The 11,449-nt window shown below is 60.9% G+C and carries 9 protein-coding genes and 2 pseudogenes; 8 read left to right on the top strand and 3 right to left on the bottom strand.

Going from position 1 to position 11,449, the window contains the following annotated elements:
* Nucleotides 1-859: 859 nt before the first annotated feature.
* Together AC629_RS21145 and AC629_RS50210 are read right to left on the bottom strand one after the other, a co-directional pair.
* Nucleotides 860-1,282 carry a hypothetical protein gene (locus AC629_RS21145; RefSeq protein WP_143199317.1) on the bottom strand — a complete coding sequence of 141 codons (423 nt, stop codon included), beginning with the start codon at nt 1,280-1,282 and terminating at the stop codon, nt 860-862.
* A 171-nt stretch (nt 1,283-1,453) separates the two neighbouring features.
* A pseudogene (locus AC629_RS50210) lies at nt 1,454-1,576 on the bottom strand (ribose-5-phosphate isomerase); the annotation flags it as partial.
* A 622-nt stretch (nt 1,577-2,198) separates the two neighbouring features.
* Between AC629_RS50210 and acs the strand changes: the two are divergent.
* From acs to AC629_RS21110, 6 genes are all read left to right on the top strand, one after another.
* Nucleotides 2,199-4,205 (top strand): acetate--CoA ligase, encoded by a 2,007-nt coding sequence (acs, locus tag AC629_RS21140; RefSeq protein ID WP_210419081.1) that lies wholly within the window; start codon nt 2,199-2,201, stop codon nt 4,203-4,205.
* Between the two features lie 59 nt (nt 4,206-4,264).
* Nucleotides 4,265-4,522 carry a hypothetical protein gene (locus tag AC629_RS21135; RefSeq protein WP_143199316.1) on the top strand — a complete coding sequence of 86 codons (258 nt, stop codon included), beginning with the start codon at nt 4,265-4,267 and terminating at the stop codon, nt 4,520-4,522.
* A gap of 183 nt (nt 4,523-4,705) precedes the next feature.
* Nucleotides 4,706-5,803, top strand: coding sequence for a DUF6282 family protein (locus AC629_RS21130; RefSeq protein ID WP_143199315.1), 1,098 nt, complete (start codon nt 4,706-4,708; stop codon nt 5,801-5,803).
* 447 nt (nt 5,804-6,250) lie between these two features.
* Nucleotides 6,251-6,976 carry a hypothetical protein gene (locus tag AC629_RS21125; RefSeq protein WP_084806930.1) on the top strand — a complete coding sequence of 242 codons (726 nt, stop codon included), beginning with the start codon at nt 6,251-6,253 and terminating at the stop codon, nt 6,974-6,976.
* Between the two features lie 942 nt (nt 6,977-7,918).
* Complete coding sequence (locus tag AC629_RS21115) at nt 7,919-8,140, top strand: hypothetical protein (protein ID WP_084806937.1); 222 nt, start codon at nt 7,919-7,921, stop codon at nt 8,138-8,140.
* Between the two features lie 11 nt (nt 8,141-8,151).
* The gene (locus tag AC629_RS21110) at nt 8,152-8,574 is read left to right on the top strand and encodes a hypothetical protein (protein ID WP_084806929.1); all 423 of its coding nucleotides are present in this window, start codon (nt 8,152-8,154) and stop codon (nt 8,572-8,574) included.
* A gap of 559 nt (nt 8,575-9,133) precedes the next feature.
* Here the strand turns inward: AC629_RS21110 and AC629_RS50640 are convergent.
* The gene (locus tag AC629_RS50640) at nt 9,134-9,289 is read right to left on the bottom strand and encodes a helix-turn-helix domain-containing protein (RefSeq protein ID WP_210419080.1); all 156 of its coding nucleotides are present in this window, start codon (nt 9,287-9,289) and stop codon (nt 9,134-9,136) included.
* A 394-nt stretch (nt 9,290-9,683) separates the two neighbouring features.
* Between AC629_RS50640 and AC629_RS21100 the strand changes: the two are divergent.
* Both AC629_RS21100 and AC629_RS21095 read left to right on the top strand, forming a co-directional pair.
* Nucleotides 9,684-9,773: pseudogene (locus tag AC629_RS21100) on the top strand (JAB domain-containing protein); the annotation flags it as partial.
* A 163-nt stretch (nt 9,774-9,936) separates the two neighbouring features.
* Nucleotides 9,937-11,328, top strand: coding sequence for an ABC transporter substrate-binding protein (locus AC629_RS21095; protein WP_084806927.1), 1,392 nt, complete (start codon nt 9,937-9,939; stop codon nt 11,326-11,328).
* The last annotated feature ends 121 nt before the right edge of the window (nt 11,329-11,449 follow it).

Raw genomic sequence — 11,449 nt, 5'->3', positions numbered from 1 at the left:
GGGTAGCAAACGCCACATGATCTTGCGGATGGTCTTTGCTTCGATCTCGTCCATGGCACCGTTACCTCCGTCTCGGGGCTTAGGGGGCCTGCCCAGATCAATTTTGGGGACACTTGTTTTGCTCCCAATCGGTTTGATCTGATCCGATGGGTATGAACTTGCGCGTCGTCCGAGTGACCGCGTTCTCTGAGCGGCAAGGTCAGTCCTCAAAACCAGCTCGTGCAGACAACACACGCTGCACCACAGTAAAGGCTCGGCCGTCGGCGCTGGATCTCACTCAGGGGAGAGCCTTTCCGATGGTAAAGATGCAAGCTGAACACGACCTCGGTTGCAAAAGGCCCAAGTTCGTTCGCGGGATTTGGTTCCCCCCAACCTCCGGCGGACCTTGCCGCGGTCGACGACCCGCGTTGACGCCGCCGGACAGGGCCTGGTCGGCTTCTAGCCTCCGCGGGCAGCTCGCGGACCGCGCGGGTGCACCCTTCCAGCCGACGAAAGGACAGAAGGCGTTGCCAAGGAGCGGGTTATTTGGTCGGTAGTTCGGTCCCCTCTCTCCCAGATCCGCATAGTCAAGAAATGGGGCTGGGCTTCATGATCAACACCAACACGGCGCCGACGGACGGAGCGCTGGCAGCCTTGCCTAGGTCGACCTCCGGTGTCATCCTGATGCAGCTCCAGCCGTTTGCCGACCCGAAGGTATTGCAGACCCTCATCGAGTTCGAAACTGGTTTTAGTTGCCTAGGACTGGTGGTCGGCGTGCCAGGTGCCGGTCGCGGGCTCATATGCGCATGTACGCCCTGTGCAGAGACAGGGCGCACTGGTGTGTCCGGGCGCGCATGGGCCGCCTGATCACTCATTAGGTTCAGGAGGCGCAGAGTATCTGTCCGAACATCGCGAAGCGCGCGGCTGGCCTGTCACACGTGAGGCCCGCGTTATCGATTTCACAATGAGTGTTACTGCCGCACCGCGGCAGTAGCCGCGAGGACCCGATATAGCAGTCGTCCCAAACGCCGAAGAAGACCAGCGCTGCCAGCGCTTCATCACTAAGCCGTTCTCGGCACAGATTTCGGACAGCCATACCGCCACCGAAATGGAAAAACGCATCATCATCACTGATCGGAAGTCCGCGCGCGTGCAACTCACGCAATTTCGCCAAGAGGTCGTCCGGCAAATTGGCCGACACATGCTGTTCGACGTTCTTCCGGACCGGCTCAGGGACCTGCGCCCACAGCTTCTTAGAGAATGAGTCGGGATCGCGCGGTTCTTCGAAATCAGGCAGGTCCATGGGAAACTCCGGTTGGGCACCGAGAGATAGTTGCTCCGCCGAAAACGCCCCCCTGCCCCACAATTGTTTTCCCGTCGGGATTGCCCGCTGGTTTTCAGTGAACCTGGGCGGTCGCTGAATGCGCGTCCTGCCACGTGTTCATGTGCGCCCGCCTTAGGAAGTGGGCGCACACCGGCAATCGCCCGAGGCGACGAGTCGCGCCGCCGCTTCGCTGTGCTTAGGATAGTGCGTGCTCTCCGGCGTCGTCGGTCCGATGTCGACCACCGCCCAGCCATGCGCCGCGATATCCGCAGCAGCGCAGATGATTCTAGGGTGAATCGATCTATTCCGCCGATCCAGTCGACCCCCCCCATTGAGAGCGATCAGCCGTCGGCTTCGGATTTTGCGTCGCGGCTCGGTAACTGTCCAAGACTGATCGTCGCTTCACATTGTCAGCGCGCTTCATTGCTGCGCCGCGATCAATTCGCGGCTTTGCGGACGCTGCATTGCAACAGGCGCCGCCTTAAGGGAAAGCTCGTCAAACCGAATGAAACGATTTAGACTTTCTCCGAAACGCCTACTTGGGCGTTCGGCTGGGCGTTCGGCCGTGAATTGCGCTCCCGTCGCGGTATGGGGAGTGCCCGATGATCAAGCTTTTGCAACACGTGCGTGGTTGGACGTTCGGTCCGGACACCGTTGGTGTAGCGACTGTCGATATCAACGGCGCGTGGCAGTTCCCAAATACCGACAAGGCCGATAGTTCTCCGCCTCACGCGATGAAGCCACGCGCGAGATTCTTGCTGAACACATTGTTGAGACGGCCCCGCTCTACGAATGCCATTGGCGTCCGTCTTCGCGAGAGCGCCGCTTGGCACGTGATTTCGAGGTTACGCGATACCTTGGGAGACAGCGTATGTCAGATAGAACAACAGCAGAAGTGTCGGAAGCCGAGATTGCGGTCCACTGGCAGGAAGAGAACTACGTCAATCCGCCAGAGAGATTTGTCGCGCAGGCCAACCTGATCGACAAAACGGTCTTTGATCGATTCAGCCTGAATAACGCCCCGGACTGCTTCAAGGAGTACGCCGATCTTCTTCACTGGTACCGCCCCTGGGACATCACGCTTGATACGAGCAATCCGCCGTTCTGGCGATGGTTCGTCGGCGGCAGGATCAGCGCCAGTTACAACTGCGTCGATCGCCATCTCGCCAAGTACAAGAACAAGACGGCGATCCACTTCGTCCCTGAGCCGGAGCACGAAGCGATCCAGCACGTCACCTACCAGGAGCTCTATGTACGCGTGAACGAGGTCGCCGCGTTGTTGCGAGATGGATGCGGTCTTAAAACGGGCGACCGGGTGACGTTGCACATGCCCATGGTGCCAGAGCTTCCGATCACGATGCTCGCCTGCGCCCGGCTCGGGGTCATTCACTCGCAAGTCTTTAGCGGCTTCAGCGGGAAGGCCACCGCAGATCGCATCGTCGATTCCGAAAGCCGTGTGCTGATCACAATGGACGCCTATTGGCGTGGCGGCCAGCTTCTCGATCACAAGGAGAAAGCCGACATCGCAGTCAGCGAGGCGGAGAAGGAAGGCGTCAGGGTGGAGAAGGTGCTCGTGTGGCAGAGATATCCGGGGCGATATTCAAGCAATACGCCGCTGGTTGGGGGCCGCGATTTCGTCATGAACGAGATGTTGTCGGCCTATCGACGGCGCCGGGTCGACCCTGTGGAAATGCCTGCGGAAGATCCGCTGTTCCTGATGTACACCAGTGGCACCACCGGGAGGCCGAAGGGATGTCAACACAGCACCGGTGGGTATCTGTCTTACGTCGCGGGAACGTCGAAATTCATTCAGGACATCCATCCGGAGGATGTCTACTGGTGCATGGCCGATATCGGCTGGATCACGGGTCACTCCTACATCGTCTATGGACCGCTGGCGCTCGCCGCCTCATCGGTGGTGTACGAGGGGCTTCCTACCTATCCCGACGCAGGGCGTCCCTGGCGCATCGCCGAAGAACTCGACGTAAATATCTTTCATACCTCGCCGACGGCAATACGGGCGCTTCGGCGCGCCGGGCCGGGCGAGCCGCAGAAGTACAATCACCACTTCAAGCATATGACCACCGTGGGCGAGCCGATCGAACCGGCAGTGTGGAAGTGGTACCACGAGGTCGTTGGCAAGGGCGAGGCCGTCATCGTCGACACCTGGTGGCAAACGGAGAACGGCGGTTTTCTGTGCAGCACGGTGCCGGCTCTTCATTCCATGAAACCGGGAAGCGCGGGGCCGGGCGTGCCCGGCATTCACCCGATCATCTATGACGAGGCAGGCGCGGAGATTCCACCGCGCTCTGGCCGTGCCGGAAACATCTGCATCCAGAACCCCTGGCCGGGCTCGTTTCAGACGATTTGGAAAGACCCTGATCGCTTCGTCCAACAGTACTACGCGCGCTACTGCAAGGACCGAACGAGCCATGACTGGCGCGACTGGCCGTACATGGCCGGCGACGGCGCACTGCAGGCGGCCGACGGCTATTATCGCATCCTGGGTCGAATCGACGACGTCATCAATGTGGCCGGGCATAGGCTCGGCACCAAGGAGATCGAGTCCGCCAGTCTGCTTGTTGAGGAGGTCGCCGAGGCGGCGGTGGTTCCTGCCAGGGACGAAATCAAAGGCAAGGTCCCTGATCTCTACGTATCGCTGAAGCCTGGGCTTGTCCCCAGCGAGGACATCCGCAAGCGAGTGGAAGACTCCGTGATACGTGAGATAGGGGCGATCGCTCGTCCGCGCCGTGTCATGATTGTCCCCGATATGCCAAAGACCCGTTCAGGGAAAATCATGCGCCGCGTTCTCGGAGCGATTTCGAACAACGAGGATGCCGGCGACATCTCGACGCTGGCCAATCCCGAGATCGTCGATGAGATCCGAAAGATGAAATCCTAGTCCGCACTCTTCGCGGCTTGTCCCGCGAAACGCGTCGGACGGAACACGGGGAGGAGCCCATGGCAACAAATGAAATCGTAGAGTGCATTCGGCCGTTGCTGGCAAGGTTCTCCGAGGATGAAGAGGTTGTGCGCCGGTTAGTGGCGACGGACGGAACCTTCGACGCGCTTTGCCACCGATACCGCCGCGTCATTGATCTCCTTAAGGCTTACGAGGCGGAAGCTGATCAAGGAGCGGAAATTGAGCGGCTCAAGCGGCGCCAGGCTGGGTTGGAGGAAGAACTGCTGACGCGCATTGAGGGATATCAGCCGCAGTAATGCCAGCCCCACGGCGCAGTATCGGCAATCCTGGAGAATGGCGCGCCACTCGGAATCGACAGGCGTTTTACTGGCGATCCGGCGCCGTTCCTTTGCTCGCGCATTTACATTGTGCAGAATCGCGCCGCTTCTGAGCCTATTCGTGCAGCGCGGAACGCTTTGGTGAAGCAAAGGAGGATCACAATGAGCTGGTCCTATATCCCGAGATGGAAATTCACTGAGAGCTGCGGAAGGCCGCGTGTGCCCGGAGGGGTCCATATTGGCTGCAGCCATGACGGCCATATGCAGCATCATGCAACTCGACGCGCGTTGCTCAAGGGTGGGCTTGCGATCGTCGGCGGTGCCGGGCTGGCGACAGTTGTCGCCCCCCGCGAGGTATTCGCGCAAGTTCGAGTCTTCCCGCCTCCACCACCGGCGGTGAGCCCGATCGCGGGTCTCATGGATACGCATGTTCACACGGCGCCCGACGTGTTCGGGCGGTCGCTGGACGATGAGGAGGTCGCGACCCTCTATAAAGATCGCGGACTGGAGTCGCTCGTTCTCAAAAATCACGTCGTGCCGACTGCAGACCGGGCTTGGTTCGCGCGCAAGCACGCTGCCGGCCTCAAGGTATTCGGCGGAGTCGTGCTTAATTCACCGGTTGGCGGAATAAATCCGGATGCGGTCAACTGGATGTGGCGCATGCAGGGCGGCTTCGGCCGCGTCGTGTGGTTCCCCACCTTTGATGCTGACAACCATGTCAAGCATTTCAAGGACGCGCCGGAAGGAATCAAGGTGCTCGACGCTGACGGAAAGGTTCTTCCGATAGTGCGCGAGGTGCTCAAAATCTGCGCCCAGCAGAAGCTCGTCGTTCAGACCGGGCATCTATCGCCGAGCGAGGCCCTCGCTGTCATCGAGGCTGGGCGTGATGCCGGCGTGGATCGCATGGTTGTTACCCATGCGCAGTTCGAGGTTGTCAACATGAACTTCGAGCAAATGAAGAAGGCCGCGTCGATGGGCGCGAAGCTCGAACTGTGCGCGATGGGCCCACTGATGGGACCAGAGGCGCATTTGGAATGGATGCGGCACTGGCGGCGAGTTCAGGTCGAGGAGACTGCCACCGCAGTGAAGGAAGTTGGCGCGCACAACTTCATTCTCGCGACCGATCTTGGTCAGACCGGCAATCCGAGCCCCGCCGACGGGCTGCAACTGTTCGTCACCGACCTGATGAAGGTCGGCCTGACTAAAGATCAGATCACGACGATGGGACGCGAGGTGACTGGCAGGCTGCTGATGGGCTGAGTCGCTGTCGTTACCGCTGACTTCGATCTATCCCGGCTGGGAGCTCGGTCAGGGCATGCGCCCGTAGAGGAGTTGCGGCGCCTGAGCTTATTGCGAGGCAATGCATTGAAACGACATTCGCTCCAACTGATTTCTGCTGAAAGGCCTGCGTTGCCGCGGACAAGCAATTGAGCGTCATCTGCGCCGGCTACCTGGTGGCCCGCCACTATGATGGCTGCCGGGCCATGGCACTCCAGAGGGCGGCTGGGCGCGGCTCACCCACGTGCCATAGCCGAAAAGCTGACGGAACCGAGGAACGAGCGATGCGTTGCCTAAACAAAGGCGCGCACGAGAAGGCGGCACGAGAACGTGGCTATCCGCCGGCTGTCCCCGCCAGGATCACCCAGAGTAGCTTTGCTACCGTTCGCGAAATCGACCGACATCGGCGCACCTCAGAGGGAGGTTCCCATGTCAACTGTCATCACGTCAGAACGTACCTTCCAAGAAGCGGCAACTTACGGCGGATTGGTCGATGCCATCGGCGGTGCAGCGACGATCATTCTGGCGATTGTTGGCCTGTCCGGCGTCAGCCAATCCATGTTGGGTGCCATCGCGACGATCGTGTTCGGGGCTGCGCTGCTGATACAGGGAGGCACCATGCTCACCGAGTTCACAAAGCTGATGGCCCCACCTGATGCTACCGCGACGGCCGAAGAGTTCGTGGGCGGCGGCGGCCTCTCGGCTCTGTTCCTTGTGGGAGCAGCCGGTATCGTGCTCGGCGTCCTTTCCCTTGTCGGCATCTCTGCTCAGACGCTGACGGCCGCTGCAGTCATCGCATTCGGGGGCGCGCTGTTGTTGAGCAGCAATTCGGTTTGGCATCTCTACCGAACGAAGCAGGCTTCGTATCGAGCCGGGGCCGCCCGGACGCTCTCGGGGGCCGAGTTCCTCGCCGGTGAAATGGCCTCTGGCTCGGCGGTTCTGCAATGCCTTTCAGGTCTTGCCGCGATCGTTCTTGGCATTCTCGCGGTCACTGGAACAAATTCGAGCGTACTTACACTCGTAGGCCTGCTGGTCCTTGGCGCTACCGTGCTCCTGACCGGCAGCACCCTGAGCGGCGCGGTCATGGGCTTTATGGAGCCGGCCGTCGCGGGTGCAGTAGGAGTTCGGTCGCAACCGACGGGCGCAGCTGAATAGCTGAGGCCAAGGCACGGCTACCCAACGGAGCGGCGCTGGCCGCTCCTCCGGAGGCTTGATGCAGATATCGGCCGTCATTCCCGAATGAACCGTGGCGGCGATTGCCTCATGAGCGGCATCCGGCATTCGTACTGCCGTCTAGCCGACGATCTGGAACGTGTCCGCCGCATGCAACACGGTGCCGTCTCCCAGTGGCGAGAAGCGCGTATGGTGGTTTGGAAAAGCCTTAGCTGCGGTAATTCGGAATCCCTGCCCGGTGTTAGCAGCTAGAACGGGGGACGGCTCAAGGATGCTCAAGAATCCGTCCCGACCGGAGCGATCTTAATGCTGATGTTCAAGGAACGGCGCCCCGCCATCCACACGCTGCGCGGCTGGGCGACTAACGTGCTGCCGGAGGCCGGCGCCATCCGCGAGTGCGAGGAGCCCGGCTGGATGAAGGACCGCGGCGATCCGCATGCCGCGAGGGCGCCCTGGTCATCGCTCGTCAGGATCCGCCGTTCGGCGCGTCTGCCTCCGAGACGGTGGCTGCGATCGAGAACATGCACGGTTCCGATCGGCTGCACCCGTCCGGAGTGCCCGCCGGAGGCTGGCTGGGGCTCCGTTCGCGCCGCCCGCTCCCCCCCCGATTTAGAGCCCTACGGCATTCTCGCCTTGGGGCTTATCTGTTGCGTACATCACGTCCGTAGCGAAGGCGGCCTGGCTCGCCGGCGACTTCATAACCGTGGTTGCCGCGTGATATCATTTTCTAACCGGCGTTCTGTTGGGTCTCGCGATCCTGGACGTACGTTTTTTTTCTCTTCGATCACGCCGAAGGGGCGGTGCGTCAGGTTAGATCGCGAAGGACGACGTCTGCGTCGGAATCTTCTTTTCTTGAAACTGCGCGCCTTCGGCCGGATACTGGAGTGGAGGTCCATGGCCATCAGCAATCCGAGGAGGACGATCATGGCAATCCAGATCGTGCTGGACCGCAGCGGCGACAGCCATCACCGTTTCGACCCGAACGACGCGCAAGAACTGGCGAAGGCGGAGCAACGCTTTTACGAACTGATAGGAGCTGGCTTCACCGCCGCGGTCAGAACCGGTCCGGGTCAAGTCTCCCAGATCCGCTCGTTCGACCCGAACGCGGAAGAAACCGTGCTCTTTCCCAGGCTGGTCGGCGGCTGATTGGCTGCGCCATGTTGCGCTTTGGGCCATTTCGCTCGAGCGAACGCTCGCGCAAGCAAGCCATAAGGGCCCTGTTCATCAGGCACGGCGCCGAGACCACTCCGGAAGGCCGGTCGCTACTGCTCTTGCGGCACTGGCTGTCGCCGGCGCAACGGGCGCAGTTCGCGGAGAGAGGCTATTTCGAGGTCGTCGGCAGCGACACCGGTACGCAGTACAGGATCTATCCGGGCGCAGCGACGAACGTCTGCGAGGTCGATGATAGGGGCCGCCCGAAGCTTGGGCTTTGTTTCCGGCCGATAGGCGAGTTGCCGATCGGAGATGTCATGCTCTCGCAGAAGATCGCGCTCGAAAACAGGGAGAGCGCCGCGCTCGCGGTGGCCAGAAGATTCGTTCCGAACGGTTTCTTCTTGCGGCGAAGCCGGCTCCTTCGCTGAGCGGCGATGGCACCGCCTCGCCTCCATTGGCCGGCTGCAAGCCAACCCGGCCGATCTACTGCTTGAGCGGGGAAAGCACTTGTCTGCTCGTCAGTTGTCGGAGGTAAGCCGGACGCAGCCGAGACGCTGCCGCACCGACGCTGTTAGCCCGAAGCCGAAGTGCCTCATTGGCGCCAGAAGGTCAGCACTCAAAAGCAACCCGACCTACTCCGGCCTCGCAGCTGGCGAAATCTCGCCAGCGGGCTCTGATTGATAGTCCGACCACAAAATCGTAGCAAATCGCCGTGTCTGGCGTCGAAAGTTTTGAGAAAGCACTGACGGGAAGAGTGCCCCCGGCGACTGCGAAGGTTGGTTTCCGCTTTCGGGTGGGTGACGGGCCAAGGTTCTTTGAATCGCTCAGCAAATGGGATCATGCGGACCGACGGCGGGAGCGCGATAAATGGCTCCGGTCGGAATCAACGCGTCGGCCACCCGAGGGTAGCTGCGCGTGGTATTGCATCACTTTCATGATAAAGGCGCGGGCGAAGAGGCGATCATGGAATCATGCTCGCCTGCCAGATCAACTCACGTCGAGCAGTGCTTGAAGTGAGGATATAAGCACCAACCGCCGACGCCCGACCGTCCTCGTATGAAGTAGCCCCGCGCCTATCAACTCGTAGAGCTTGGTACGACCTAAACCGGTGGCTTCACACGCTTCGTCGATTGTACAGGTCAACCGTTCGGCGAATGGTATTTTCCCTTGTTCTGGAAGCTTCGAACCGGAACGAGCTTGTTCGACTGTTCCGCCTGCGCCCGATCTCGACCTAGAAGCTCCGCCTCTCGACCTCGCCCTGAGAGTTGCTCGTGCAGCCCAGCAACGTCAATGCGAACGCATGAGTGCTGCCGCGCACTCCAGCGTACACCCGCGGTGATTTGAAAGCGTTCGGATTTCGTCTTCGGCGCAAACTTTCTCAGTCGTTGCCGGCGCGATTGTCACGTCCGCATCGCAGCAGGATATTCGTGATGATCTTTCCGTGCGCCACATTAATCCCAGGTCGAGTCGCGGAGGCGCGGCCCGACATTCGCTGATGGTGGCCATCTGAAGTGGAGAGTTCGTTCCGAAGCGACGCAGCACGATAATCCTTGTGCACAATCACCCCTCCGGCGACCCCTTGCCCTCGCAGGCCGACGTGCAGATGATCAAGGCGATCATCGAGATCCCGCAAAGCCGCTCGCTCGCGGCTTGCTGCGCCGAGCTACCCGCTGTCTGCGACGCGACCATTTACCTGTTCTTAGTCGGTAGGAACGTGGTAAGATTGCAACATTCACGGATCGCCAACGAGACGATCCGCCTTTGGTCTTCCTTCAGAGGGAGGAACCAGCATGGAGAAGACAACACCTTCGGTAAATCGTCGCGCCTTTCTCAATACATTAGGCGTGACCGTAGGCGGGACAGGCCTCATCGGCGCCGGCCTGGTCGGCGGCTCACAATTGCTCAAGGCCGCGCAAGATCCTGCCAAGGGGCGGGTTCCCGACACGCCCTTCAAAACCGGCCATATGACGTTCCTGACCGGCGCCGGCGCGGTGCTGGGCGAGCCGTCGATCAAGGGCCACACCATGGCGGCGGAAGAGATCAACGCCCAGGGCGGGCTGCTGGGCAAGCGCAAGATCGAGACCATTACCGCCGATGAAGCCGCCGGCACCGACGCCTGTGTGAAAGAGGTGCGGCGGATGAAACTCGACGCCAAGATCGACATGTTCACCGGCGTCATATCCAGCGGGACCAGCCCGGCGGTTGGCCCAGTTGCCGAGGAACTTGGGCTGCTGACGATCCTGACGGACGGATGCACCGACTTCCTGTTCGACAAGGCGATTCCCAATCCCAAATACGTCTTCCGCATCACCAACATCCAGTCGTCGGACGGGATTACTGCCGCCATCGGCGTGGCGCAGACTTGGCCGCACGTCCGCAAGATCGCCCATATCCATCCGGACTACGCCTACGGCCGCAACGCGTACGAGCATTTCACCCTCGCGCTCGAGCGGCTGGTGCCCGGAACCGAGATCGTCTCGGAAAGCTGGCCGAAGCTTTTCACCACCGACTTCACTGCCCACATCACCAAGATCATGTCGGCGCAGCCCGACCTATTGGTCGCTTCGGTGTGGGGCGGCGACTATGTGGCCTTCTACAAGCAAGCGCTGCGCTACGGCCTGTTTGACAAGATGAAGGTCGCGAGCACGATCGCCTTTGGCGTTGCGCCGCATGCGATCGGCAAGGATCACCCCGAGGGCGTGCTCGCCGGGGTCCACTCCAACTATTACTTCACCTATCCGGGCGGCGACCGCTGGCCGCTGAACAAGAGCTTCGTCCAGCGCTACTTCAAGCGCTGGAACGAGTACCCCAACTTCCAGTCGGAGGGCGCGTATATGGCGCTCTACCTGCTGAAATCCGCCATCGAGCGGGCCAACAAGCTGACCGGTGGCTGGCCCGAGGACGAAGCGATCATCAGCCAGCTCGAGGGCATCGGCATCGATGCGCCATCGGGCTATCTCTACATGCGGCCCGACCACCAGGCCTACAAGGACGCGGTCACCGGGTTCAGCAAGAACCTTCCCGGATACGAGTTCGCGAGCTGGGATCCGGCCCGGATCATCACCATTCCGATCCGGAACATCACCGCACCGCTCGGCTGGCCGAAGCCCGGCACGACTCACAACGAGTCGACCGCGGCGGCGAACTGGATCAAGACCACCTGGCCGAAGGTGGTCGGATGAGCTCGGCGAAGTCGCTTCAGTGAAATCCCGTCGCGTCCTTGCAAACGGACGCGATGGTTCATGTCGGCGATAATTGCACGAAGCTGTGTCACGTGACCCGTGAACCAGCGGTTCGCGAAAG

This window comes from Bradyrhizobium sp. NAS80.1, from assembly GCF_001908205.1.
GTDB lineage: Bacteria > Pseudomonadota > Alphaproteobacteria > Rhizobiales > Xanthobacteraceae > Bradyrhizobium.
This window is presented reverse-complemented; position numbering and strand designations above follow the sequence as displayed.

What these genes read in the sequence shown, in the direction of transcription:
- AC629_RS21145 (WP_143199317.1), bottom strand. Translation starts at nt 1,282, where the DNA reads ATGGACCTGCCTGATTTCGAAGAACCGCGCGATCCCGACTCATTCTCT.
- AC629_RS21135 (WP_143199316.1), top strand. Translation starts at nt 4,265, where the DNA reads ATGGCAACAAATGAAATCGTAGAGTGCATTCGGCCGTTGCTGGCAAGG.
- AC629_RS21130 (WP_143199315.1), top strand. Translation starts at nt 4,706, where the DNA reads ATGAGCTGGTCCTATATCCCGAGATGGAAATTCACTGAGAGCTGCGGA.
- AC629_RS21125 (WP_084806930.1), top strand. Translation starts at nt 6,251, where the DNA reads ATGTCAACTGTCATCACGTCAGAACGTACCTTCCAAGAAGCGGCAACT.
- AC629_RS21115 (WP_084806937.1), top strand. Translation starts at nt 7,919, where the DNA reads ATGGCAATCCAGATCGTGCTGGACCGCAGCGGCGACAGCCATCACCGT.
- AC629_RS21110 (WP_084806929.1), top strand. Translation starts at nt 8,152, where the DNA reads ATGTTGCGCTTTGGGCCATTTCGCTCGAGCGAACGCTCGCGCAAGCAA.
- AC629_RS21095 (WP_084806927.1), top strand. Translation starts at nt 9,937, where the DNA reads ATGGAGAAGACAACACCTTCGGTAAATCGTCGCGCCTTTCTCAATACA.